A 25,191-nucleotide genomic window follows, 5' to 3' on the forward strand; every position below is an offset into this window, starting at 1 on the left:
CAGGGGCCGTGTGCGGCACCGAACCCCACGTGCCGGATCGACGAGGAGGGACTCGACCGTGACCGGCACCCCGACGACCGACCGGCGCGTCGCCCACCTCGGCCTCGGTGCCTTCCATCGCGCGCATCAGGCGTGGTACACCGAGCACGCCCACGACGACTGGCGCATCACCGCCTTCACCGGCCGTCGCCCCGACGCCGCACGACTGCTCGCGGCTCAGCGGTTCGCCTACACCCTCATCGAGCGCGCCGCCGACGGCGACACCGCCGAGACCATCCGCTCGATCTCCGCGGCGGTCCCCGGCGACGACGCGCGGGCCTGGCTCGACACCATCGCCGACCCGCGCACGGGAGTGCTCACCCTCACGGTGACCGAGCCCGGCTACGCGGTCGACGCCGGTCCTCCTGCTCGGATCGCCGCCGGTCTGTCCGCGAGGCGGGCGTCCGGAGCGGGAGCGATCGCGATCGTCAGCTGCGACAACCTGCCCGGTAACGGCCGGATGCTGCGCGACGCCGTCCTCGCGCACGCGCGCGCGGACGCCGCCTGGATCACCGAGAACGTGGCGTTCGTCGACACCGTCGTCGACCGCATCACCCCGGCCACGACGCCCGCGGACGTCGAGGCCGCGCGGGAGCTGACCGGCGTCTCCGACCCCGCCGTCGTCGTGACCGAGCCCTTCACGGAATGGATCCTGCACGGGGAGTTCCCTGCGGGGCGCCCCGCCTGGGATGCCGCGGGGGCGCGCTTCGTCGACGACGTCGCTCCCTACGAGGAGCGCAAGCTCTGGCTGCTGAACGCCGGGCACACCCTGCTCGCGGCATCCGGTCGCCTCGACGGCTACGAGACCGTGAGCGAGGCGTTCGCCGACGATGCGCTGCGCGACGCGGTCGAGGCGCTGTGGACGGAGCAGCGTGCGGTCATCGATCTCCCGCCGGAGGATCTCGATCCCTGGCTCGACGACCTCCGCATCCGGTTCGCGAACCCCCGCATCGCCCACCGTCTCGACCAGATCAGCCGCGACAGCGCCGCGAAGGTGCCGGTGCGCATCCTCGCACCGCTGCGCCGACGGAGGGAGGCGGGCCTCGGCGGCGGAGAAGCGCAGCGCGCCGCCGTCGGCTCCTGGATCCGCTCGCTCCTCGAACTCCCACCGCCCGACCGGACCACGCTCGATGTCGCTCGCATGCTCGAACCCCTCTCCGACGGGGAGCGCATCGACACGGTCATCGCCCACCTCACCCCCCGCCCGCATCAGAACCCGCAAGGAGACACGAAATGACCATCGACAAGGCAGAGGTGATCGTCACCAGCCCCGACCGCAACTTCGTCACGGTGAAGCTCACCACGTCGGACGGGGTCACGGGACTCGGCGACGCCACCCTGAACGGGCGAGAGCTGGCCGTCGTGGCCTACCTCACCGAGCACGTCGCGCCGTTGCTGATCGGCGCAGACGAGTCGCGGATCGAGGACACCTGGCAGTTCCTGTACCGCAGCGCCTACTGGCGCCGGGGGCCGGTCACGATGGCGGCGATCGCCGCGGTCGACATGGCCCTGTGGGACATCAAGGGCAAGGTCGCAGGGCTGCCGGTGTATCAGCTGCTCGGCGGGGCGTCGCGCAACGGGCTCATGGCGTACGGGCACGCCTCGGGCAAGGAGCTGCCCGAGCTGTTCGACTCGATCCGCGCCCACCAGGAGCAGGGATACAAGGCGATCCGCGTGCAGACCGGTGTGCCGACGCTGAAGGCGATCTACGGCATCGCGGCGCAGGGAGCCGACGTCGGCGACGCGAGCGTGCGGTACGACCACGAACCCGCCCGTCGCGGCGCGAAGCCGGTCGAGGAGGACTGGGACACCCGGGCCTACCTCAACCACCTCCCCGGTGTCTTCGAGGCCGTGCGCAACGAATTCGGCCCCGACATCCCGCTGCTGCACGACGGCCATCACCGGATGACCCCGATCCAGGCCGCGCGTCTCGGCAAGGACCTCGAACCGTACGACCTGTTCTGGCTCGAGGACTGCACCCCGGCGGAGAACCAGGAAGCGCTGCGACTGGTGCGCCAGCACACGACCACGCCGCTCGCGATCGGCGAGATCTTCAACACGGTGTGGGACTTCAAGGACATCATCCGCGACCAGCTCATCGACTACGTCCGCGGCGCGGTCACACACATGGGTGGCATCACGGCGCTGAAGAAGACGCTCGACTACGCCGCGATGTACCAGATCAAGTCAGGCATGCACGGGCCGACCGACATCTCCCCTGTCGGGATGGCCGCCGCCATGCACCTCGGGCTGTCGATCCACAACTTCGGCATCCAGGAGTACATGAAGCACGGCTCGCGCACCGACCAGGTCTTCCAGCAGTCATTCACCTGGACGGACGGCTACCTGCACCCCGGAGACAAGCCGGGTCTCGGCGTCGAGCTCGACGTCGACGAGGCGGGGAAGTACCCGTACGAGCAGGCCTATCTGCCGTACAACCGCCTGCTCGACGGCACCGTCCACGACTGGTGAGCGCGGACTCCACAGTTGTTAACAGATCTGTTAACAACTGTGGAGAGAGCCGTCGCGCCCGGCGTGAGGCATCCGCCATCGCAGAAACGAGAAGGCCCCGCACTCGGCGGGGCCTTCTCGAACTGTCTCAACACAGTGTGGAGCCTAGGAGATTCGAACTCCTGACATCCTGCTTGCAAAGCAGGCGCTCTACCAACTGAGCTAAGGCCCCGTGAGGGTACTTCTTGAGTTAAGGAGTGGGGCTACCAGGACTTGAACCTGGGACCTCTTCATTATCAGTGAAGCGCTCTAACCGCCTGAGCTATAGCCCCGTCAACCTCCAAGACTTTACCGGAGAATCTCGGAAATACCGAATCGAGGGCGGGACCCGGGAGAGTCCCGCCCTCGTGACGGATCAGGCGCCGGGGCGGATGGTGACGCTGCCCGCGGAGAGCGACACCTGGATCACGCGCGCGCTGCTCGACCCCTTGTCCACCCGGGCGTCGAGCGAGCCGGCGCTCACGTCCTCTTTGATGGCGTACGAGGTGTCGGGCACCGTGAGGTCGAGCGACCCGGCGCTGACCTCGATCGTCGTCAGCGACGGGGCACGTCCGGTGAGGTCGACGTTCATGTCGCCTGCCGAGACGCTGAGGTCGGCCTGGTCGACGCCGTCGAGCGCGACGTCCGCACGGCCGGCGCTCATCTCGACGGCCAGGCTCTCGGCCGAGCCCTCCACATCGAGCGCTCCCGCGTTGACGGTGAGGTCGAGTGCGCCGAAGTCTCCGACCACGTCGAGGCTGCCGGCGTCGAGCGTGAGGTCGGCGTCCACGGCATCCGTCCTGAGATCCTCCGGCAGAGTGAGCACGGCCGACTGGTCGTCGCCGAACCATCCGCCGAACCACCAGCCCCACTCGAAATCGGGGCTGCGGACCACGAGCTCGTCGCCCTCGCGCTCGAGCGTCCATCCCGGGTTCCGGGAGTTGGTGACCGAGAGCTCCGCCTCGTCGACGTCGCCGAACTCGACGCGCATGTTGCCCGCGTCGACGTCGAGGTCGATGCTCGTGATGCCCTCGGCATCCACCGTCTGCACCGAGTCTCCGCGCTCGCCCGAGGAGGAGAGCATCGTGCCGGTCGCGGCGACGGCCGCCGTGGCACCCGATCCGAGCAGCGCGATGCCGCCGATCACCGCGGTGGTCACGAGGATCGCGGTGACGCCGGGGCCGCGCCCTGAGCCGCCGGGTCCACCGGTCGGGGGCTCGGTGGCCGCCGGCGGTGCCTCGGGTCCGGCGACGGGAGGCGGAGTCAGCGGAGTCTGTCCGCTCCGCGGGTCGAACGCGGGATCATGCTGGGGAGTAGTCATCGTGCGGCTCCTGTCTGGCCGGTGGGCGGGGTAGCCCCGCCGGTGTTCTCGATGTGGGCGAGAGCGGCGAGCACGCGGCGGTTGCCCGACTCGTCCGGCTCGAACCCGAGTTTCTGGAAGATGGCGGTGATGTGCTTCTCGACACTCGCCTCCGAGAGGAACAGCAGCCCGGCGATCGCCTGGTTCGACTTGCCCTCGGCGATCAGCGCGAGCACGGTGCGCTCACGTTCGGTCAGACGCATCATCCGGTCGTCGCGGTTGCGCCGCGTGAGCAGCTGCGCCACCACCTCGGGGTCGAGCACGGTCGCACCCTCCGAGATGCGCTGCACCGACGCGAGGAACTCGGCGACGTCGGCGACCCGATCCTTGAGCAGGTAGCCGAGCGGACCGCCCTGAGCGGCGATGAGGTCGGACGCGTAACGCTCCTCGACGTACTGCGACAGCACGAGCAGCGGAAGCGACGGATCGGAGGCCCGCAGCTCGAGCGCCGCGCGGATGCCCTCGTCGGTGAATGTCGGAGGGAGGCGGACGTCGAGGATGCAGAGCTCGGGCGCCTCGGCGTCCACCGCCTCGGCGAGACCGTTCGTGTCGGGGAGGGCCGCGACCACGGTGTGGCCGGCGTCCTCCAGCAGCCGCACGAGACCTTCGCGGAGCAGGACCGAGTCCTCGCAGATCAGGATGCGCATGGCACGTTCACCTCCAGGCTGGTCGGTCCACCGGCGGGGCTGTCGAGACGGAACGTGCCGCCGGCGGCGAGGATGCGGTTGGCGATGCCGTCGAGGCCGCCGCCCGGCTGCACCTGCGCGCCGCCCATGCCGTTGTCCTCGACCCGGGCCCAGAGCACACCGCCCTCGCGCAGTCGCACGGTCACGCGGGCCTCGCTCGCACGGGAGTGCTTCGCGGCATTGGTCAGCGACTCGGCGATCGAGAAGTACACGGCTGCCTCGGCCTCGCGGCTGCAGCGCCCGTCCATGCGCACGTCGAGCTGCACGGGGATGTGCGATCTGCCGGCCAGCGCCGACAGGGCGGCGTCGAGACCGCGGTCGTCGAGGACCGAGGCGTGGATTCCGCGCGCCAGCTGCCGAAGCTCGGTGATCGCCGCCTTCGTCGAGGTGTGCGCTTCGGTGATGAGCTCCTTCGCGGCATCCGGATCGGTGTCGATCTTCTGCTGCGCGAGTCCGAGCGTCATGCCGACCGAGACGAGTCGCGGCTGGACGCCGTCGTGCAGGTCCCGTTCGATGCGGGTGCGTTCGACGTCGGCGGCACGCACGGCGCCCTCGCGCTGCGCGGTGCTGGTGCGGACGCGCTCGGTGAGCTCGGCCTCCTTCGCGCGGATGACGATCGAGAGCGACAGCACCCGGTGGAGCGCGGCGAGGCCGACCATGCCGAACGTGCAGGCGGCGATGCCCAGGATGCCGACGAGCGGCGCCCAGGGAGCCGTGATGCCCATCCCGCCGAACGGACCCAGGACGGTGCCGGCGCCGACGAGCGGAGCGAAGCAGATGGCGATGGACCAGACGAGGCCCCAAGCCAGGCGCAGCACGATCCAGCCGAGCACGGCCGAGATGGCGAAGTTCGCGATGGCCCGCCACATGCGGCCGTCGATCGCCTGCCGTCCGAGCGCGCGGATCCAGCCCGAGAAGCCTGGGCGGTCGCGGGGACGCCAGCGCAGCGGGGCGATGGGCGTGCGGTAGAGGCCGCTGACTCGCGCGACCTCGAACCAGCCGACGGCGAAGAGCGCGTAGACGAGACCGACGAGCAGGACGACGCCGATGCCGGCGACGAGCAGAAGGCCGAGTCCGGCGCTGAGCAGTCCGGTGAGGGCGCTGAAGATGATCCCGCCGAGCACCCCGACGCCCGCGAGATGGAGGAGCGTGAGGAAGAGACGCAGCGGCGGCTTCGCGGCCGGGGCCTGGGAAGGCGTGGCTGTCTGTGTGGTCATGGTTCCAAAGTACGGGCTCGGTGAACGTGCCGACACCGAGGGATCCCGACACCCCGCTTCCGGTTTTCCCTACTCCGTCGCGCGTCAGCCGCGCGGCGTTCGCTGACATCTGCGATACTGACAAGAAAACAAAACAAAGTACTGGTCTTTGTTTTCTTTTGTGTGAAGGGGATCCCATGCCGTTACGACACCCCGCGCCTCCGTTGGACGATCTGCGAAGGAAGGTGCTCGCGGACTCGGAGCGGGCCAATGCGCTGCTCTTCGCTCCCGCCCTCGACGACTCTCAGTATTACCACTGGGAGCAGCTCCTCCGGCGAGAGCCCCCGGCCGGCCTCACTCACGAGGAGTGGTGGTTTCGGCTGAAGCTGCAGCGGAGCTCCCAGATGCGCACCGTCGCCCTGAGGGCGAAGGACGGATCACGCTTCACGTTCGCCATGACCGACGAACTGCTCCAGCTGACAGAAGAGATCGGTCGACGGTCAGGCGGCAGCGTCGTGGGCGGCGGTGCGGCGATGACGCCGGACGGCCGCGACATGTTCGTCGTCCGGTCCTTGGTCGAAGAGTCCATCACCTCCAGTCAGTTGGAGGGCGCGTCCACGAGCCGCCGCGTCGCCGTGGAGCTTCTCAGTACAGGGCGGGACCCCCGGACGAAGTCCGAGAGAATGATTCTGAACAACTATCGGGCGATGCAGGTGGTGACGGAGTCCGCAGCCGATCCTCTCACCCCGCAGTGGGTCCTCGAACTGCACGCCGTTCTGACCGAGGGGACACTCGATCAACCCTCTGACGCGGGCCGCCTGGAAACGCCCGACCACGCGAGAGTCAGTGTGTGGGCGGGTGAGACACAGGTTCACGTGCCGCCTCCCGCTCGAGAACTCCCGCAACGACTCGCAGAGCTGACGTCGTTCGCGAACGGCGACTCCACGGACTCCCCGTACATTCCGCCTATCGTGCGCTCGATCATCACGCACTTCATGTTCGGCTACGACCACTACTTCGCCGACGGGAACGGGCGTATAGCGAGGACGGCTTTCTACTGGTCGATGCTCCACAACGGGTACTGGCTCGCCGAGTACCTCACGATCTCGAAGATTCTTCGAGCTGCCCCGGGAAAGTACGGAGACAGCTATCAGTACACCGAAGACGACGACAATGATCTGACGTACTTCATCCTCCATCAGCTGCGCGTGATCCAGCGATCTCTGAACGAGCTCGACACCTACATCGCGGCGCGGCACCGCGAGTCGCTTCGCGTGCAGAGCGCACTGAGAGGAGCGGCCCGAGAGTTCAACATGCGGCAGACCCAGATCATCGAGTGGGTCACGAGGGAGTCGCCGCTGGCGATCACCGCGACGGAGATCGCCAATCGGTACCGCGTGTCGACGCAGACCGCGCGCAACGACCTCAGCCACATCGAATCCTTCGGCCTTCTCGAACGAGGGCGGGCCAAGCACCCGATCGCGTGGTCCCCTGTGCCTGATCTCGCCGCGAGACTCTCTCGCCTCGATTGAGAGGCATGTGAGAACCCGTCGCGCGAGAACACGAGAGGGGCGGATGCCGCAGCATCCGCCCCTCTGTTCGTTCGGGCTCCGACCCTGTCGCGCGTCAGTTCGACATGAAGCCGACGAGCAGACCGCCCGTCACCTTCACGGCGAGGTTGTAGATACCGGCGACGACCGCACCGAGGACGGTGAAGACGATCAGGTTGAGGATCGACACGACAGCCGCGAAGGCCATGACCTGCGGGAGACCGGCGATCTCCGAGATCCGCACCGAGTTGTCGGTGATGGTGCTGATGAAGTCGTCGGCCTGGGACAGGATGCCCGTGGCCTGCAGCACGAGGTAGATCAGGAAGAACGACACCATCGTGACGATCGCGAGCGCGACGGCTCCCAGGAACGAGAGCTTCACAGCCGACCAGAAGTCGACGTAGACGAGACGCAGGCGAACCTGCTTGCCGCCCGTCTTGCGCGTGGACTTCTTCGCCAGCTTGTCGGCTACTGTGCTCATGCGTTGGTGTCCTCAGGGTTCTGTGTCTCGGGGGAGGCGGTGGGGGAGTCCGACTCCGCCTCGGCCGATTCCTCTTCCTCGGCGAGGCCCCGCTCACCATTGCGGGCGATGGCGAGGATGCGGTCGGCTTCCGACGTCCGTGCGAACACCACTCCCATGGTGTCGCGGCCCTTGGCGGGCACCTCGGCCACGGCAGAGCGTACCACCTTGCCGCTGGACAGAACCACCAAGACCTCGTCGTCCTCCGACACCATCAGACCACCCGCGAGCGTGCCCCGATCGTCGTTGAGCTTGGCGACCTTGATGCCGTATCCGCCGCGTCCCTGGACCCGGTACTCGTCGATCGCGGTGCGCTTCGCGTAGCCGCCGTCGGTGACCACGAACACGTACTGGCCGGGTGCGGCGACCGAGGCGGACAGCAGGCTGTCGCCCTCGCGGAACTTCATGCCCTTCACGCCGGCGGTGGCACGGCCCATCGGGCGCAGGGCCTCATCGGTGGCGCTGAAGCGCACCGACATCCCCTTGCGACTGATGAGCAGGATGTCGTCCTCGGCGTTCACCATGAGCGCCGAGACCAGCTCGTCCTCGTCATTCAGACGGATCGCGATCACGCCGCCCTGACGGTTCGTGTCGTAGCTCGCGAGGCTCGTCTTCTTGACCAGTCCGTCGCGCGTCGCGAGCACGAGGTAGTCGGCCACCTCGTAGTCGCGGATGTCGAGGATCTGCGCGATCTTCTCGTCGGGCTGCAGTGCGAGCAGGTTCGCGACGTGCGTGCCCTTCGCGTCGCGACCGGCCTCCGGCACCTCGTACGTCTTCGAGCGGTAGACGCGGCCCTTGTCGGTGAAGAAGAGCAGCCAGTGGTGCGTGGTCGTGACGAAGAAGTGCTCGACGATGTCGTCGGCGCGCAGCTGCGCACCCTTCACTCCCTTGCCGCCGCGGTGCTGCGAGCGGTAGTTGTCGCTGCGCGTGCGCTTGATGTAGCCCTCGCGCGTGACGGTGACGACCATCTCCTCTTCGGCGATGAGGTCTTCCATCGACACGTCGCCGTCGAACCCGTGCAGGATGTGCGTGCGCCGCTCGTCGCCGAAGCGGTCGACGATCCCCGTGAGCTCTTCGCGGATGATGTCGCGCTGCAGCGCCTCATCACCGAGGATCGCGTTGTACTCGGCGATGAGACGCTCGAGCTCGGCGGCCTCATCGAGGATCTTCTGGCGCTCGAGGGCGGCCAGTCGACGCAGCTGCATGTCGAGGATGGCCTGAGCCTGGTCGTCGTCGATGTCCAGGAGGGTCTTCAGTCCGTCGCGCGCGTCCTCCACGGTGGCGGACCGACGGATGAGCGCGATGACCTCGTCGAGCGCATCGAGCGCCTTCAGGTATCCGCGCAGGATGTGCATGCGACGCTCGGCCTTCGCGAGGCGGAAGCGCGTGCGGCGGACGATGACCTCGAGCTGGTGCGTGATCCAGTTCGTGACGAACCCGTCGATGCCGAGCGTGCGCGGCACGCCGTCGACGATCGCGAGCATGTTCGCGCCGAAGTTCTCCTGCAGCTGGGTGTGCTTGTACAGGTTGTTCAGCACGACCTTCGCGACGGCATCCCGCTTGAGGACGACGACGAGACGCTGGCCGGTGCGGTCGGACGACTCGTCGCGGATGTCGGCGATGCCGGTGATCTTGCCGTCGCGCGCCAGGTCGCCGATCTTCACCGCGACGTTGTCGGGGTTCACCTGGTACGGCAGCTCGGTGATGACGAGGCAGGTGCGACCCTGGATCTCCTCGACGTTGACGACCGCGCGCATCGTGATCGAGCCGCGGCCGGTGCGGTACGCCTCCTGCACGCCCTTCGTGCCGAGGATCTGCGCACCGGTCGGGAAGTCCGGACCGGGGATGCGCTGGATCAGGCCCTCGACGAGCTCCTCGCGCGGCAGCCCGGGGTTGTCGAGCGCCCACAGCGCCGCAGCCGACACCTCGCGGAGGTTGTGCGGCGGGATGTTGGTCGCCATGCCGACCGCGATACCGACCGACCCGTTGACGAGCAGGTTCGGGAAGCGCGCGGGGAGCACGGTCGGCTCCTGCGTCTGCCCGTCGTAGTTGTCGGTGAAGTCGACCGTGTCCTCTTCGATATCGCGCACCATCTCGAGCGCGAGCGGAGCCATCTTGGTCTCCGTGTACCGAGGGGCAGCGGCGCCCATGTTGCCAGGAGAGCCGAAGTTCCCCTGGCCGAGAGCCAGCGGATACCGCAGCGACCACGGCTGCACGAGGCGGACCAGGGCGTCGTAGATCGCCGAGTCGCCGTGCGGGTGATACTGACCCATGACCTCGCCGACGACACGGGCGCACTTCGAGAACGACTTGTCCGGGCGGAAGCCGCCGTCGTACATGCCGTAGATGACACGGCGGTGCACGGGCTTGAGTCCGTCGCGGACATCGGGGAGCGCGCGCCCCACGATGACGGCCATCGCGTAGTCGAGATAGCTGCGCTGCATCTCGGACTGCAGGTCGACCTGGTCGATCCGGCCGTGGTCGTGGCCCTCGTTGATGTCGGGGCGTTCTTCGTCAGTCATGTGTACTCTTCAGTTTCCGGTCGTTGAGCGAGCGAAGCGAGAACCGCTCGCACTCAGATGTCGAGGAAGCGGACGTCCTTGGCGTTGCGCTGGATGAAGCTGCGTCGCGACTCGACGTCCTCACCCATCAGCACGCTGAAGATCTCGTCGGCCGCCGCGGCATCCTCGATGGTCACCTGCCGGAGCGTGCGGGTGGTGTGATCCATCGTGGTCTCCCACAGCTCCTTGGCGTTCATCTCGCCGAGACCCTTGTAGCGCTGGATGCCGGCATCCTTCGGGATCCGCTTGCCGTTGTCGAGTCCGTACTTGAGCAGCGCGTCGCGCTCGGCGTCGCTGAACACGTACTCGTGCGGGGAGTTGGACCACTTCAGGCGGTACAGCGGCGGCATCGCGAGGTAGACGAAGCCGGCCTCGATGAGCCCGCGCATGTAGCGGAAGAGCATCGTGAGCAGCAGCGTCGTGATGTGCTGTCCGTCGACGTCGGCATCGGCCATCAGCACGATCTTGTGATAGCGCGCCTTCTCGATGTCGAAGTCCTCGCCGATGCCCGTGCCGAAGGCCTGGATCATCGCCTGGACCTCTTTGTTGCCGAGGGCCTTGTCGAGGCGGGCGCGCTCGACGTTGAGGATCTTGCCTCGGAGCGCGAGGATCGCCTGCGTGTGCGGGTCACGGCCCTGCACCGCGGAGCCGCCGGCCGAGTCGCCCTCGACGAGGAAGATCTCGCTGATCGACGGATCCTTGCTCGTGCAGTCTTTGAGCTTGTCGGGCATCGCCGCAGACTCGAAGACGCTCTTGCGGCGGGCGGTCTCGCGTGCCTTGCGGGCGGCGAGACGAGCGGTTGCCGCGTCGATCGCCTTGCGGATCACGTTCTTGGCCTGCGCCGGATTGCGGTCGAACCAGTCGCCGAGCTGATCGCCGACGACCTTCTGCACGAACGCCTTCGCCTCGGTGTTGCCGAGCTTCGTCTTGGTCTGACCCTCGAACTGCGGCTCGCCGAGCTTGATCGAGATGACGGCCGTGAGGCCCTCGCGCACATCGTCGCCCGAGAGGTTGTCGTCCTTCTCCTTGAGCAGATTGTTCGCCCTGGCATAGCGGTTGACCAGGGTGGTCAGCGCTGCACGGAACCCCTCTTCGTGCGTGCCGCCCTCGTGGGTGTTGATGGTGTTCGCGTAGGTGAACACGTTCTCGGTGTACGAGGTCGTCCACTGCATCGCGACCTCGAGCGAGATCTTGCGCGCGGTGTCCTCCGACTCGAACGCGATGATCTCCTCGTTCACGACCTCGGCGTGACGCACCTTGTTCAGGTACTCGACGTAGTCGACGAGGCCGCGCTCGTAGAAGAAGACGTCGCTCGGCTGCTTCGTGATCGTCTCGCCCTCGTGCTCCACCTCATAGGCGGATCCGGGGCGCTCGTCGGAGAGCTCGATGCGCAGGCCCTTGTTGAGGAAGGCCATCTGCTGGAAGCGGGTGCGGAGGGTGTCGTAGTCGAACTCGACGGTCTCCTGGAAGATCTCGGCATCCGGCCAGAACGTGATCGCGGTTCCGGTCTGATCGGTCGCCTCGCCCTTCTCGAGCTTCTGCTGCGGGGCGCCGCCGTTCGCGAAGCTGTGCCGCCAGACGAAGCCCTTCTGCTTGACCTCGACCTCGAAGCGGGTGGAGAGGGCGTTCACGACCGAGGATCCGACGCCGTGCAGACCGCCGGAGACGGCGTATGCGCCGCCGCCGAACTTGCCGCCGGCGTGCAGGATCGTCAGCACGACCTCGACGGTCGACTTCGTGGGGTCGGACGAGTGCGGGTCGACGGGGATGCCGCGGCCGTTGTCGATCACGCGCACGCCGCCGTCTTCGAGCAGCGTGACGAGGATCGTGTCGGCGTATCCGGCGAGGGCCTCGTCGACCGAGTTGTCGACGATCTCGTACACGAGGTGATGCAGACCGCGGGGTCCGGTCGAGCCGATGTACATACCGGGTCGCTTGCGGACCGCCTCGAGACCTTCGAGGATCTGGATCGAGTCGGCGCCGTACTCACCGGGCTGCTGAGCCTTCGGTGCCGGGGTGCCCGCGTTCTCGGGGATGCCTCCGTCGGTCGATTCCGTCTCGTCAGCAGGGGATTCAGGCGTCATCAGCGGGCAGTCTCCACATCGATATGTCGAACTCCCAGTCTAGCGGGCTTTCGATGCGCAATGCGGCTCAGAGGCCGCGTGTGGCCCTCTGAGCGTTCCAGACCCCTTGCATGGTGCCCTACCCGTAGGTATCGCGTGGGCCCCGTCCTGGAACGACTCTGGGACCCCATTTCCAAGAGGGTACGTCCGGTCCGATGAAGCGGAGGTTCTCGACCCCGGCATCCGGATACCGTCTCCCGATCTCCGTGAGGATGGTCCCGCGCATGTACTGGAGGTTCTTCGCCCAGGCCGTCGAGTCGCACTTGACCGTGAGCAGACCGCGTTCCAGCGAGACGGGCTCGGAGTGCTTCGCCGTGTCGGCGCCGGCGAGATCGCCCCACTGCCGCACCAGATCCTCCCGGGCGAGCGTCGTCTGCCAGCCCGAGTCACGGCTGAGCTTGTCGAGCACGGCTCCGAGCGAACCGGGATCGCGTCCGGGAGTGAAGGGGGCGTTGTCGTCGTCGGTGACGACGCGCCGCTTGCGCTTCCAGTTCTTTGCGCTGGGCTGGAGCCCACGCAGACGCAGATACGTCGCGACCGTCTCGGGGGCGTCGGATGCCGGAGCGGTCGCCGCATCAGTCATCGTCGGCCTCCTCTCCGGTCTCGGGTGCTGCGGGCGCGTCCTCCCCGGGCGCGGCGTCTCTTTCATCGCTGATGGTGCCGGCCGTGATCCGCACCACGTGAGCATGCAGCACCTCGGGGATATCCTCCTCCACCGCGGCGGTGACGACCACCTGTTCGTAGCCGGCCGTCAGCGAGGCCAGCCGCTGCCGACGATCGGCGTCGAGCTCGGCGAACACGTCGTCGAGGATCAGGACGGGATCCCCGGCAGGGGATTCGCTGCGGAGCAGCTCGGCTGAGGCGAGCCGGAGCGCGAGCGCGACCGACCAGGATTCCCCGTGCGACGCGTAGCCCTTCACCGGAAGACCGCGAACCCGCAGGATCAGGTCGTCGCGATGCGGCCCGGTGAGCGTGAGACCGCGGTCCAGCTCCTGGGTGCGCTTCGCGAGCAGCGACGCCCGGAACATCTCGGCGCACTTCGCGAGGCTCAGCGATCCGTCATCGTCGATGAGCGTCGCCGCCTCGCCCTCTTCGGGGTCTCCGCCCCTGATGGAGAGTGCCCATTCGAGCTGCGGCTGGTGGTCGGCGCCGGCGATCGCGGTGTAGGCGTCGCTCACCGGCTGCTGCAGATCGGAGGCCAGCCGCTGGCGCGCGGCGATGATCTCGGATCCCAGTGCGACGAGCTTGTCGTCCCACACGTCGAGCGTGCTCAGCGCGTCACCTCGGATTCCCCGGGCGCGGGCGGATTTGAGCAGGGCGGTGCGCTGCTTGAGCACCCGATCGTAGTCGGCGAGCACGGCTGAGAGCCGAGGCGTGCGCTGGATGAGGAGCTGATCCGCGAAGCGGCGGCGGGACGAGGGATCTCCGCGCACGATCTGCAGATCTTCCGGGGCGAACAGCACGACGTGCGCGTAGCGGGGAAGCTCGCTCGTCTTCGAGGGGGAGCCGTTGATGCGGGCCTTGTTGGACCCCTGCCGGTTGAGCTGCACCTCGGCGAGCACGCGACGCTCTCCGTGGGAGAGTCGCGCGCGGATGATCGCGTACTCCTTGCCGTCGCGCACCATGGGGGCGTCGGACGACACCCGGTGCGATCCGAGTGTGGCGAGGAAGACGACGGCCTCGGCGAGGTTGGTCTTGCCCTGGCCGTTCCGGCCGACCAAGACGTTGGGGCCCTTGTGGAGAGCGAGCTCGGCGGTCGCGTAATTGCGGAAATCCACCAGACTCAGATGCTCCACGATCACGGAGTCAGCCTACCTTCGGCCTCCGACAGCGGCCCGTCGGCGAGGGGGATCAGCGGAGCAGCAGGTTCGGCTGCAGCAGGTACTTGAACGAGTCCAGACCGGCCTGGTCGACCGAGGTCTGACTCGTGATCAGCACCGGGCTGAGCTTGTTGGCGTTGTCGCTCGACGTGAACGTCACGCGCACGAACTCGCTCTTCACCGCGCCGAGAGCCTCGATCAGGTACTGCGGGTTGAGGCCGAGCGTGACCTCGTCGCCTCCGGAGAGGATCGCGTCGACCGATTCGGAGGCCCTGGCGTGCTCGCTGCCCGACGCGTCCATCGTGACGCTGTCGCTCGAGAACGTGAAGCGCAGCGGGGCGGCGCGGTCGAGCACGAGCGACACACGACGGACGGCCTCGACGAGGTCGGCGGTGTTCACGACCGCGTAGTGGTCGGTCTGCTCGGGGAACAGACGGCGCACCGGCGGGAAGTTGCCCTTGATCAGGAGCGACGTCACGGTCTTGTTGCCGGCGGTGAACGCGATGATCTCGCGGTCGCCCGCTCCCGAGAACGCGACCTGGATCGTGCCTGCGTGACCGAAGGTCTTGCCGACCTCGAGCAGAGTGCGCGCCGGGACGAGGGCGGTGCTCTCGACGGTCTCGCCGTCCCACGGCACGTCGCGCAGCGACACCCGGTAGCGGTCGGTCGCCACGAGGCTCAGGCTCTGACCCGAGACCTCGAGCTGCACACCGGTGAGCACGGGGGTCACGTCGTCGCGGGACGCGGCGAAGCCGACCTGCGAGATCGCGGTGCCGAAGTCATCGGCCGGGACGACGCCGGAGGAACCGGAGACCTCGGGGATCGAGGGATATTCCTCGACGGGCATGGCAGCGAGGGTGAAGCGCGCGGATCCGCAGGTGACGGTGATGCCGCCGTCCTCCTCGACTGCGATCTCGATCGGAGCGTTCGGGAGGCGGCTGGCGATGTCGGAGAGCAGCCGTCCGTGCACGAGGATCGTGCCCGGCGTCTCGACCGTCGCCTCGATGGTCGTGCGCGCCGATGCCTCGTAGTCGAACGCCGAGAGGGTCAGACCCGCGTCATCCGCCTCGATGAGCACTCCGGCCAGGATCGGCTGCGGGTTGCGCTGCGGCAGGAGCTTGACGACGAAGGACACAGCCTCGCTGAAGACATCGCGGTTGACCTGAAACCTCACGGGTGCTCCCTTGTCGTCGTTCTGTGACGCGTCGTGATCGGTCCTGCCAGTGCAGGGCTTCCCATGCTAGCCCCACAGATGCTCCGATCCCTACGCCCGTGTGATTCGACCGGTTCGTCGGAGTTTCCCCACCCTCTGGTGATCGGATCGCCCTTGATTCGAATTAACTTCTTAACGGTGTTAACGCCTGTGGATACTGTGGATAAGTCGGTGGAAAGCAGACGCGAGTAGGGAACTACACGTCTGTGACTTGTGGAATCCCTGAGGAATCCGCGGATGGATGGCATTCGCTCGTCGGTCTTCGCTCGAGGGGTTATCCACAGGTCGGCGGGTTTCCCCCACATCCGTCCCGATCTCGACCGCCGTCATCCACAAGTTATCCACATGTGCAAAAAGGCATCGAACGGATGCCGGAAACGGCACGCACGGGACGAGAAGAGGGGTGCAGCGTCCTCACGGACCCTGCACCCCTCTATCCGAGGCGACGCGCTTCAGCGTCGACCGAGCTGCGTGGTGATCTCGGTGACCTGGTTGTAGATCGAGCGACGCTCCTTCATGAGCTCGCTGATCTTCTTATAGGCGTACATCACGGTCGTGTGATCGCGGTTGCCGAACAACTGCCCGATCTTCGGCAGCGACAGGCTCGTGCGCTCGCGGCACAGATACATGGCGATCTGCCGTGCGGTCGCGATCTGCTGCGAGCGGCTCGAGCCGTAGAGGTCGTCGACCGTCAGCTTGAAGTACTGAGCGGTCGCCGTGATGATGTCGGTCGGCGAGATGACGTTGTCCTCCGCCGTGTCGACGATGTCGCGCAGCACCGTCTGCGCGAGCGAGATGTCGAGCGCCGAGCGGTTGAGGCTCGCGAAGGCCGAGACGCGGATCAGTGCGCCCTCTAGTTCGCGGATGTTCGACGACACCACGGTCGCGATGTACTCCAACACCTCGTCGGGGATGTGCAGCGCCTCGCTCTGCGCCTTCTTGCGCAGGATCGCGATACGGGTCTCGAGGTCCGGTGCCTGCACGTCGGTGATGAGGCCCCACTCGAAGCGGCTCCGCATCCGGTCCTCGAAGCCGGTGAGGTGCTTGGGGGCGACGTCACTCGTGATCACGACCTGCTTGTTGTGGTCGTGCAGAGTGTTGAAGGTGTGGAAGAAGGCCTCCTGCGTCTCGGCACGACCCTGCAGGAACTGGATGTCGTCGATGAGGAGGATGTCGACGTCGCGATAGCGGGCCTGGAACGCGGCGCCGCGGTTGTTGGCGATCGAGTTGATGAAGTCGTTCGTGAACTCCTCGCTCGAGACGTACCTCACCTTGACGCCCGCGTAGAGGGACTGCGCGTAGTCGCCGATCGCGTGGAGGAGGTGGGTCTTGCCGAGCCCGGAGTCACCGTAGATGAAGAGCGGGTTGTAGGCCTTCGCCGGCGCCTCGGCCACGGCGACCGCCGCGGCGTGGGCGAAGCGGTTGGACTGACCGATGACGAAGTTGTCGAAGGTGTACTTCGGGTTCAACCGCGACTCGTGGCGCATCGGCGTGGGCGCCTGCTCCATGGGCGACTCGATGCGCACCTGCTCCTGACGGCCGAAGTCGGCGACGGCGATCGGCGCGGTCGGCTGCTCGGCCAGCTCGTGGTTCACCACGGTGCGATAGGAGGTGACCTCGTCGCCGATGTGCGACAGGGCCTCCATGATGGGCAGGCGCAGACGCTTGTTGATCTGCGCGGCCGTGAGGTCGTTCGGCACCTCGAGATAGAGCGTCGCGGCCATCACACCGGCCGGCACGGCGAGGCTGAGGAAGCCCTGCAGCTGGGGGGTCACGCGATCATCCGCCTCCAGCAGCTCCTGCACCGTGGTCCAGATCGGAACGTCGGGCTGGGCTGGTGAGGACATGACGCTCCGGGATGGGGGATCGCGGAGGGTCGTCGTGGAACGCGCCCCCCTGTGGATAACTTCGGATGCCACGGTAGTCACCGTGGCCGGGAACGGCAACCTGGCCTGGGAAAGACGCGCGCGTGTTGCACGGACGTGCACCGCGGAGGTTGTGGATAATGGCTGTGCGGATCTCCCCGGCGGACGACCGGTCGAGCGCGCAGATTTGCTCTGTGCGCTGCCAAGACGTACCCTTAATCGGTTGACTTATGCCTGAACGGCAGTTCCCTATGTCTCCGGTCGAAACAGGTTCCGGTGGCAGCATTCCCGGAGTGATCCCATGAGCAAGCGCACCTTCCAGCCCAACAACCGTCGTCGCGCCAAGAAGCACGGCTTCCGCGCCCGTATGCGCACCCGCGCCGGCCGCGCCATCCTCTCGGCCCGCCGTGCGAAGGGCCGCACCGAGCTCTCCGCGTAATCCGCTGTGCTCGCCCGCCCGTTTCGTCTGACACGCGGGAGCGACTATCGACTGGTCGTTCGACGCGGATCGCGGTGTGGCGGGGCCCGGGTCGTCACCTCGATGCTGACGACCGGTGAGAGCAGAGCCGCGAGGTTCGGATTCATCATCAGCAAGCAGGTCGGCACCGCAGTGGTGCGCAATACCGTTCGGCGACGTTTGAAAGCCGTCTGTGCGGAGGCGCTCGCTCGGGTGCCAGAGGGCACGGATGTCGTCATCCGTGCCCTTCCTGCGTCTGCGTCCGCGAGCTACGACGAGCTCAGCGCCGACGTCAACCGCTGTCTCGGTCGGCTGTCCGCGGTGCGGGCATGACCGCCCTGCCGGCATCGTCCATCGGGACCGCCCACCTCCATTCGCACGACCTCGTGCGCAGCATCCCCCTCATCCCGCGGAATCTCGTGCTCGCATTCCTGACCGGGTACCGCAAGGTGATCTCGCCACTGTATGGAGATGTCTGTGCCTACTACCCCTCCTGTTCCGCTTACGCTGTAGGAGCGGTGCAACAGCACGGCGCGGTGAAGGGGGCTCTGCTCTCGGCATGGCGCATCCTCCGTTGCAATCCCTGGACTCGCGGTGGCGTCGATGACGTCCGTCCGCACGAACACTTCCGCCATGACCTGACCGCTCGCGGTTTCGTCGTCCCTGCCCGAAAGGATTGAACGGTGGGTCTAGACCTCCTGCTCGCCAGTACCACCCCCTCGCCGGAGCCCGCCTCCGGCGGTTTCGATCTGCTCGGGACCATCCTGTGGCCGCTCAAGTGGCTCGTCGAGATGGTGCTCGTCGCCTGGCACTGGCTGCTCACCGCGGTCGGCATGCCCGCGGCATCCGGCCTCACCTGGGTGCTCTCGATCGTGGGCCTCGTGATCGTCGTCCGCGCCGCGCTGATCCCGCTGTTCGTCAAGCAGATCAAGAGCCAGCGGAAGATGATGGAAATCGCTCCTGAACTGCGAAAAGTCCAGGAGAAGTATCGCGGCAAGAAGGACCAGCTCAGCCGCGAGGCGATGAGCCGCGAGACCATGGCGCTCTACAAGAAGCACGGCACGACACCGATGTCGAGCTGTCTGCCTCTGCTGGTGCAGATGCCGGTGTTCTTCTCGCTCTACAGCGTGCTGAGCGACGTGAGCAAGCACGCCAAGGCGGGTATCGGTGGCGTCGGCTTCCTCAGCCCGGAGCTCACCAAGGAGTTCTATGACGCCAAGCTGTTCGGTGTCGCCTCACTCCACGAGACGCTGGGTAACGCTGTCGACGCAGAGAACACCACGGCGATCATCATCCTGGTCACTCTCGTGGTGCTCATGATCGCGTCGCAGTTCTTCACGCAGCTGCAGATCATCTCGAAGAACCTGTCGCCCGAGGCCAAGACCGGCCAGGCGTACCAGATGCAGAAGATCATGCTGTACGTGCTGCCGCTGGGCTTCATCTTCTCGGGTGTGTTCTTCCCGCTCGGCGTCGTCATCTACTGGTTCATCTCGAACCTCTGGACCATGGGTCAGCAGTTCCTCGTGATCCGCGAAATGCCGACCCCCGGTTCGGACGCGGCGAAGGCACGCGAGGAGCGCCTCGCTCGCAAGGGCAAGGCCATCGACTCGTCGGGCAAGGTCGTCTCGATGGCGAGCTACGAGGCGGAGCAGAAGCGTCTGCTGGAAGAGGCCGAGCGCGTCAAGGCGGAGGCCCCCAAGCGACAGCAGCCGGTCGGCAAGAAGCGTGCGAAGAAGAAGGGGAGCGGTTCATGACCGACAACCTGACCGAGACCGTCGAGCCGACGGTCGCCCAGTTGGAGAACGAAGGCGACGTCGCCGCGGACTACCTCGAGGAACTCCTCGACATCGCGGACATCGACGGCGACCTCAACCTCGATGTGCGTCAGGGACGCGCGTACGTCTCGGTCGAGGCTGAGGGTGACGCGCTCTCGCTTCTGTCGGCTCCCGACACCGTGCAGGCGCTGCAGGAGCTCACGCGCCTGGCGGTGCAGAACAAGACCGGATCGTTCTCGCGCCTGATCCTCGACATCGGCGGGTCGCGCGACACGCGTCGTCGTCAGCTCGAGACCCTCGTGAGTGCTGCTGCCGCCAAGCTCGAGGATGGCGCCTCGCAGGCGTCGCTGCCGGCCATGTCGAGCTATGAGCGCAAGCTCGTGCACGACATCGCGGCCGATCACGGACTCGTCTCCGAGTCGTACGGCGAGGGTGCGGACCGACACACGGTCCTGCGTCGTCACTGACGTTTCACGTGAAACATCGGGGATCCCTCCAGTGAGTGAGCTCGAGGCGGAGCCGTCGGCTGCCGCAGAGTTGTTCGGTGCGCGCATCGGACTCGCTCGCCAGTTCACGACCGCGCTCGCTGAGGAGGGCGAAGAACGCGGCCTCATCGGCCCGCTCGAACTTCCGCGCCTGTGGACGAGGCACATTCTGAACAGTGCGATCGCCGCCCCGCTCTTTCACGGTTCTGTGGCGGATGTGGGCTCGGGAGCAGGACTCCCCGGCATCGTTCTCGCTATCGCCCGCCCCGACGTGCACTTCACGCTGGTCGAGCCCATGGAACGCCGAGTCACGTGGCTCACAGAACAGAAGCGTGAACTCGGGCTCGACAATGTGGAAGTGCTTCGCGCACGGGCGGAGGACGTCGAGCGACCTGGAGGGTTCGACGTCGTCACCGCGCGAGCCGTGAGCGCCCTCCGCACCCTGCTGCCCTGGACCGCGCCGCTCGTTCGCAACGGGGGAGAGCTGACGCTGCTCAAGGGCAAGAACGCCACCAACGAGATCGACGCGGCGCAGAAGCAGATCAAGAAGTACCGCCTGTCCGACGTTCGCGTGGAGATTCTGGGTGAAGGGGTTCTCCCGGAGGCCGAAGTCACTCGTGTGATCAGGGCCTCCGTTCGATCCTAGGTTCCGGCGGTCGGATTCTTGCGGGGGCCGAGCTGCGGTGCGTTTCCTTTCGCGAGAAGGAGTCCCGCTGGGTGAGCCCTTTCCACACTCGTTTCCGCAGACCTCCGCGCTCATGCTCTGGTGGTTGCTTTCTTCCGGAGCGGGGAGGGATGGGCGCGGTGATGAGCGTCGCGAGGGGAGCGTCCTACGCCACTGGGTGATGTGCCTGCACGGAAGTGGGTGATGGCGGTGCCCGGTTTGTTTCACGTGAAACACGACCGTCGGAACGCCGGTGTCTCCTTCCGACGATAGGTTTGGGGCGTGGCGCGGGTTCTGGTGACAGGTATGTCGGGAGTCGGGAAGTCGACGGTGGTCGAGGCCCTGTCGGCAGGAGGTGTGCTCGCTATCGACACGGACCACGGGGAGTGGAAGGTCTCGCGGGAGCAGTGGGATCTCGACCGGGTTCGGGCGCTGCTCGACGAGCACGAGGATATCGTGGTCGCCGGAACGGTCGAGAACCAAGGGCTGCTCTACGACGTCTTCGATCACGTCGTCCTCCTATCGGCGCCGACGTCGGTGATGATCGAGCGGATCGCTCGTCGTCATGGGAACCCGTACGGAAAGACAGATGCCGAGCGACAGGAGATTCTCGAGTACACGGTGTCGGTCGAGCCGCTGCTCCGTGCGACCGCGACGGCGGAGATCGATACCACGCACCCGGTTGCCGAGACCGTTGAGCGCATCCGCCATCTCCTGCACACACCCCGCCGTTTCACGTGAAACATCCGAGCGTGGTTCGGAGACAAGAACGGGAGGTTTCGCTTAGGTTCGTGCGCACTCGTGACGCCGCAACGGGCGACCGTCGATCCTGCGACACGGCTCCGTGCGCGAGTCGCGATCCTCGTGCCGCGACGGCATTACGGGCGAATGTGCCAGGTGGCCCACCGAAAGTCTGCCTGAAGTCCAAGACGACCGGCGTCGATGAGTACGACTCGGGATCGGCACGTGCGATCCACGCGGTTGTGGCCAGCCGCCCGCAGGTCATTCGACCTTGGAGTAGCGCACAGGGGGTTCCGGCCGGCCGCGTGCTGCAGGTACCGCAGCGTTTCACGTGAAACGCTCACGCAAGGGTTGAAGCTCGATCGGCATGGGGCTACATGTCGGATCAACGAGGGGGAGACTGCCCGTTGTCTTGCGACCCTTCATGCGCGCTCCTACCTCCACGAGGTTGCATGAGCTCTGCTCGGGGACCGCGGTTTGCTGGCCGGATCCCCGAGTGCGTGCGTGGGGTGATCCTGCCCGGGGCCTGGGGCTCTCGGGGCTCTAGGGGAGTTGCGTCAACGACCGCGCGAGCGACGCGCCGGCTTGGCGTCCTCGCACGCATCACTGTATGAAGCGCATCATGCGGGTGGGGATGACGGGGCCTGTGGCTTCCGCGGAGACACAGGCAGCCGCGATGCGACGGTCCGAGACGAATCAATGCATTTCGGGTGGCTTCCCGTGTGGGCAAGACCCCATGAGCCTCCGCAGCGCGTATTACCGCCGGACGCACAGCGCCGCGAACGCGCTGTGAGGGCGCCACCACGCTGTGAGTATGGATGGATGAGGTGTGGCCGAGCTGGCCTTGCTTGGATCAGGGGCCGTTTCACGTGAAACAATCACCGTCCGATACACCACCGCACGAGGACATCTCTTCACGCTGAGCTCACGGGGGAGCGGTGGCTACCCGGCGGAGATGAGATGGATCGCAGTGGCTCTGACGTGACCGACCAACCCCGAGCTCATGCTCCGCTCGTGCTGACCCGGCGGGCGCGGTTTTCGATGCTGTGGACAGGCGAGCCAACTCTCACGGACCACACGACCTCCGGGCGGCGGTACACAGGCGGCAATGACACGACGCCGTTCAGTGAGTTGGGAAGCTCCCGCGGCGCATACGATCGATGTTTCACGTGAAACGTCCGCCTTTCAGCGAAGGAGATGACCCGACCGCGCGACCGGCGGCTCCACGCTCGTGATGTAGGATCCAGCACTGGTAGCCAGGGGCCCAGGCGAACCCAGCTCACGCGTACCGGCACGTCGCGCATCGCTGCCTCGCGTTGCGGAGACATCCGGAAGAACGACGGGAGGTGTGGAGAGACGCTTGCGGCGAGCACCACGAAGCAGAGAGGTGGGGTTCCACCCGACGAGGCTTCGGCTCAATCGGACAGCCGTCATCGTCGGTCGTCGTCACACCATTCCTCTGAAAGGCCACGCTAGGGGAGTGGGGTGCCAGGTTCATCGACCGAGCGAGTAGCAAGGGGATTCGCAGACGGGCGGCAGGTGACGGCTGTCCCCGGAGCGAGCATGAAGTGGGTCACCACCGCGGGGAACAGAGGGATCACTGGGCTCCCGTGACAAGAGCCATGGCGCAACCGAGACCACCCTGACGCGAGCAACGTCCGACTGAGCGATTAGAGTGGAAGACGGCCCCGAAAGGAGTGGATGTTTCACGTGAAACAGTCCGAACAGGCATCGTCGAAGGACTCCTTCGGGATGGACACACCGCTCGCGCGGGAACTCGCAGACCTCTCCGCTCGCCGTCGGGCACTGGAGAACGTTCAGGTCGAGTTCGCGGGGGACACCCGCATCTTCACCGTCTCCAACCAGAAGGGCGGCGTCGGCAAGACCACCAGTGCCGTCAACATCGCCTCGGCGCTCGCGAGCCTCGGTGCAAAGGTCCTGGTGATCGACCTCGATCCGCAGGGCAACGCCTCCACTGCTCTGGGCGTGCCGCACAACGCGGATACGCCAAGTGTGTACGACGTCTTGATCGAGGAGTTCCCGCTCGCCGACATCGTGCAGCAGAGCCCGGAGAGCGAGAACCTGTTCTGCGCTCCGAGCACGATCCACCTGGCCGGCGCCGAGATCGAGCTCGTGGCGCAGGTGGCGCGCGAGCATCGCCTGCGCCGAGCTCTGCTCGACTACCTCGAGACGACGAGCCTGGACTTCGTCATCATCGACTGCCCGCCGTCGCTGGGTCTCCTGACGATAAACGCTTTCACCGCGGCATCCGAGGTGTTCATCCCGATCCAGTGCGAGTACTACGCGCTCGAGGGCTTGAGCCAGCTGCTGGGCAGCATCCAGATGATCCAGAAGCACCTGAATCCCAGCCTCCACCTCTCCACGATCCTGCTGACGATGTACGACGGACGCACGCGTCTGGCGCAGCAGGTGGCGGACGAGGTGCGCAGTCATTTCCCGTCGCAGGTGCTCGCCACCGTCATCCCGCGTTCAGTGCGGGTGTCGGAGGCGCCGAGTTTCGGGCAGACCGTGATCGCCTATGACGGACAGTCCGCGGGCGCGATCGCTTATCGTGAGGCCGCAGTCGAGATCGCGTCGCGCGCAGCGGCGCAGAGCAAGGAGAAATGATGGCGAAGCGCACCGGTTTGGGTCGCGGGATCGGGGCCCTCATCCCCACGGCGGATCAGGCGGAGCGTCCGGTGGACGTGTTCTTCCCGGGTGCCAGCATTCGACCGGCAGAGCAGGCGGATTCCGAGACAGTCGACGCCCCTGACCTCGAGGCCGTTCCCGGCATCCATCTCGTGCAGGTCGACCCGCAGAAGATCGTGCCGAACCCGCGGCAGCCGCGCACGCACTTCAATCCCGAGGACCTCGCGGAACTCGTGCACAGCGTGCGCGAGTTCGGCGTTCTGCAGCCTGTCGTCGTTCGCAAGAACAGCGACGGCGACTACGAGCTCATCATGGGGGAGCGGCGCACCCGCGCCGCCCGTGAGGCGGGTCTCGACGCGATCCCGGCGATCGTCCGGGAGACGGCCGATGAAGACCTGCTCCGCGACGCTCTGCTCGAGAACCTGCATCGCTCCGAGCTGAACCCCCTGGAGGAGGCCTCCGCGTACCAGCAGCTCCTCGACGACTTCGGCATCACGCAGGAGGAGCTCGCGACCCGCATCGGACGCTCGCGTCCGCAGATCAGCAACACGATCCGTCTCCTGAAGCTCCCCGTCCCGGTGCAGCAGCGCGTGGCGGCGGGCGTGCTCACGGCAGGTCACGCTCGCGCGATCCTCAGCCTCGACTCGCCCGAGGCGATGCAGCGCCTCGCCGACAAGGTCGTGAACGAAGACCTGTCGGTCAGGGCGACGGAGGAGGCCGCGAAGAGCGTCCCGTCGGCGCCCGGACGTTCGGTCAAGCCGACCCCTGGCGCACGCCGCGCGTACCTCGACGAGGTCGCGGGCGGGCTCGGCGACCGACTCAACACTCGCGTCAAGATCTCGCTCGGCGCTCGCAAAGGCCAGGTCACGATCGATTTCGCTTCGATCCAGGACCTCAATCGCATTCTGGAGGAGCTCGGGCAGTCCGGGTACGGCTCGGCGTGATGCCGCCCCGCTGAGGGGGTGCGTCCCTTAGACTCGCGTCATCGTGAGGATGG

The 25,191-nt window shown here is 66.7% G+C and carries 22 protein-coding genes and 2 tRNA genes; 12 read left to right on the forward strand and 12 right to left on the reverse strand.

Translation table 11 applies throughout. The features are described 5' to 3' along the window. The first annotated feature begins 58 nt into the window (after nucleotides 1–58). Entirely contained in the window at nucleotides 59–1,276 is a 1,218-nt protein-coding gene (locus tag MRBLWO14_RS09215; RefSeq protein WP_341932863.1) for a mannitol dehydrogenase family protein, read from the forward strand. After that, nucleotides 1,273–2,511 carry a D-mannonate dehydratase ManD gene (gene manD, locus MRBLWO14_RS09220; RefSeq protein WP_341932864.1) on the forward strand — a complete coding sequence of 413 codons (1,239 nt, stop codon included), beginning with the start codon at nucleotides 1,273–1,275 and terminating at the stop codon, nucleotides 2,509–2,511. The genes MRBLWO14_RS09215 and manD overlap by 4 nt, the downstream gene beginning before the upstream one ends. Before the next feature lie 138 nt (nucleotides 2,512–2,649). Here manD and MRBLWO14_RS09225 read toward each other — a convergent pair. The 5 genes from MRBLWO14_RS09225 to MRBLWO14_RS09245 form a co-directional block, all read right to left on the reverse strand. Then, nucleotides 2,650–2,722 (reverse strand) — tRNA-Ala (locus tag MRBLWO14_RS09225). A 26-nt stretch (nucleotides 2,723–2,748) separates the two neighbouring features. After that, nucleotides 2,749–2,822: transfer RNA gene (locus MRBLWO14_RS09230), tRNA-Ile, on the reverse strand. Between the two features lie 83 nt (nucleotides 2,823–2,905). Further along, nucleotides 2,906–3,850 carry a DUF4097 family beta strand repeat-containing protein gene (locus MRBLWO14_RS09235; protein ID WP_341932865.1) on the reverse strand — a complete coding sequence of 315 codons (945 nt, stop codon included), beginning with the start codon at nucleotides 3,848–3,850 and terminating at the stop codon, nucleotides 2,906–2,908. Further along, nucleotides 3,847–4,536 carry a response regulator transcription factor gene (locus MRBLWO14_RS09240; protein WP_341932866.1) on the reverse strand — a complete coding sequence of 230 codons (690 nt, stop codon included), beginning with the start codon at nucleotides 4,534–4,536 and terminating at the stop codon, nucleotides 3,847–3,849. The genes MRBLWO14_RS09235 and MRBLWO14_RS09240 overlap by 4 nt, the downstream gene beginning before the upstream one ends. Then, nucleotides 4,524–5,792, reverse strand: coding sequence for a histidine kinase (locus MRBLWO14_RS09245; protein ID WP_341932867.1), 1,269 nt, complete (start codon nucleotides 5,790–5,792; stop codon nucleotides 4,524–4,526). The genes MRBLWO14_RS09240 and MRBLWO14_RS09245 overlap by 13 nt, the downstream gene beginning before the upstream one ends. Before the next feature lie 224 nt (nucleotides 5,793–6,016). Here MRBLWO14_RS09245 and MRBLWO14_RS09250 point away from each other — a divergent pair, with 224 nt between their 5' ends. Beyond that, nucleotides 6,017–7,303 carry a Fic family protein gene (locus tag MRBLWO14_RS09250; protein WP_341932868.1) on the forward strand — a complete coding sequence of 429 codons (1,287 nt, stop codon included), beginning with the start codon at nucleotides 6,017–6,019 and terminating at the stop codon, nucleotides 7,301–7,303. Between the two features lie 94 nt (nucleotides 7,304–7,397). Here the strand turns inward: MRBLWO14_RS09250 and MRBLWO14_RS09255 are convergent, their stop codons facing one another. From MRBLWO14_RS09255 to dnaA, 7 genes are all read right to left on the reverse strand, one after another. Then, nucleotides 7,398–7,802 (reverse strand): DUF3566 domain-containing protein, encoded by a 405-nt coding sequence (locus tag MRBLWO14_RS09255; RefSeq protein ID WP_341932869.1) that lies wholly within the window; start codon nucleotides 7,800–7,802, stop codon nucleotides 7,398–7,400. Then, nucleotides 7,799–10,363: a DNA gyrase subunit A gene (gene gyrA, locus MRBLWO14_RS09260; protein WP_341932870.1), complete on the reverse strand. Its 2,565-nt coding sequence runs from the start codon at nucleotides 10,361–10,363 to the stop codon at nucleotides 7,799–7,801. The genes MRBLWO14_RS09255 and gyrA overlap by 4 nt, the downstream gene beginning before the upstream one ends. Before the next feature lie 53 nt (nucleotides 10,364–10,416). Beyond that, nucleotides 10,417–12,486, reverse strand: a complete 2,070-nt coding sequence (gene gyrB, locus MRBLWO14_RS09265; protein WP_341932871.1) for a DNA topoisomerase (ATP-hydrolyzing) subunit B — start codon at nucleotides 12,484–12,486, stop codon at nucleotides 10,417–10,419. 118 nt (nucleotides 12,487–12,604) lie between these two features. Continuing rightward, nucleotides 12,605–13,108, reverse strand: coding sequence for a DciA family protein (locus MRBLWO14_RS09270; RefSeq protein ID WP_341932872.1), 504 nt, complete (start codon nucleotides 13,106–13,108; stop codon nucleotides 12,605–12,607). Next, nucleotides 13,101–14,327, reverse strand: coding sequence for a DNA replication/repair protein RecF (gene recF / locus MRBLWO14_RS09275; protein WP_341932873.1), 1,227 nt, complete (start codon nucleotides 14,325–14,327; stop codon nucleotides 13,101–13,103). Before recF ends, MRBLWO14_RS09270 begins: the two co-directional genes overlap by 8 nt. A gap of 49 nt (nucleotides 14,328–14,376) precedes the next feature. Continuing rightward, nucleotides 14,377–15,519: a DNA polymerase III subunit beta gene (gene dnaN, locus MRBLWO14_RS09280; protein WP_341932874.1), complete on the reverse strand. Its 1,143-nt coding sequence runs from the start codon at nucleotides 15,517–15,519 to the stop codon at nucleotides 14,377–14,379. 491 nt (nucleotides 15,520–16,010) lie between these two features. Then, nucleotides 16,011–17,405, reverse strand: coding sequence for a chromosomal replication initiator protein DnaA (gene dnaA / locus MRBLWO14_RS09285; protein ID WP_341932875.1), 1,395 nt, complete (start codon nucleotides 17,403–17,405; stop codon nucleotides 16,011–16,013). 319 nt (nucleotides 17,406–17,724) lie between these two features. On the opposite strand from dnaA, the gene rpmH reads away from it, so the two are divergent. From rpmH to MRBLWO14_RS09330, 9 genes are all read left to right on the forward strand, one after another. Next, entirely contained in the window at nucleotides 17,725–17,862 is a 138-nt protein-coding gene (rpmH, locus tag MRBLWO14_RS09290; protein ID WP_022879826.1) for a 50S ribosomal protein L34, read from the forward strand. A gap of 6 nt (nucleotides 17,863–17,868) precedes the next feature. Then, nucleotides 17,869–18,213 carry a ribonuclease P protein component gene (rnpA, locus tag MRBLWO14_RS09295; protein WP_341932876.1) on the forward strand — a complete coding sequence of 115 codons (345 nt, stop codon included), beginning with the start codon at nucleotides 17,869–17,871 and terminating at the stop codon, nucleotides 18,211–18,213. Next, a complete protein-coding gene (yidD, locus tag MRBLWO14_RS09300; RefSeq protein WP_341932877.1) occupies nucleotides 18,210–18,560 on the forward strand; it encodes a membrane protein insertion efficiency factor YidD in 351 nt (116 codons plus the stop codon). The genes rnpA and yidD overlap by 4 nt, the downstream gene beginning before the upstream one ends. 3 nt (nucleotides 18,561–18,563) lie before the next feature. Continuing rightward, nucleotides 18,564–19,634, forward strand: a complete 1,071-nt coding sequence (gene yidC, locus MRBLWO14_RS09305; RefSeq protein ID WP_341932878.1) for a membrane protein insertase YidC — start codon at nucleotides 18,564–18,566, stop codon at nucleotides 19,632–19,634. Then, a complete protein-coding gene (locus MRBLWO14_RS09310) occupies nucleotides 19,631–20,122 on the forward strand; it encodes a R3H domain-containing nucleic acid-binding protein (RefSeq protein WP_341932879.1) in 492 nt (163 codons plus the stop codon). The genes yidC and MRBLWO14_RS09310 overlap by 4 nt, the downstream gene beginning before the upstream one ends. Nucleotides 20,123–20,153: 31 nt before the next feature. Continuing rightward, nucleotides 20,154–20,786, forward strand: coding sequence for a 16S rRNA (guanine(527)-N(7))-methyltransferase RsmG (gene rsmG / locus MRBLWO14_RS09315; protein ID WP_341936186.1), 633 nt, complete (start codon nucleotides 20,154–20,156; stop codon nucleotides 20,784–20,786). A 300-nt stretch (nucleotides 20,787–21,086) separates the two neighbouring features. Continuing rightward, nucleotides 21,087–21,545, forward strand: coding sequence for an AAA family ATPase (locus tag MRBLWO14_RS09320; RefSeq protein WP_341932880.1), 459 nt, complete (start codon nucleotides 21,087–21,089; stop codon nucleotides 21,543–21,545). Nucleotides 21,546–23,246: 1,701 nt separating this feature from the next. After that, nucleotides 23,247–24,173, forward strand: coding sequence for a ParA family protein (locus MRBLWO14_RS09325; RefSeq protein ID WP_341932881.1), 927 nt, complete (start codon nucleotides 23,247–23,249; stop codon nucleotides 24,171–24,173). Further along, nucleotides 24,173–25,138, forward strand: a complete 966-nt coding sequence (locus MRBLWO14_RS09330) for a ParB/RepB/Spo0J family partition protein (protein WP_341932882.1) — start codon at nucleotides 24,173–24,175, stop codon at nucleotides 25,136–25,138. Before MRBLWO14_RS09325 ends, MRBLWO14_RS09330 begins: the two co-directional genes overlap by 1 nt. The last annotated feature ends 53 nt before the right edge of the window (nucleotides 25,139–25,191 follow it).

This window comes from Microbacterium sp. LWO14-1.2, from assembly GCF_038397715.1.
GTDB lineage: Bacteria > Actinomycetota > Actinomycetes > Actinomycetales > Microbacteriaceae > Microbacterium.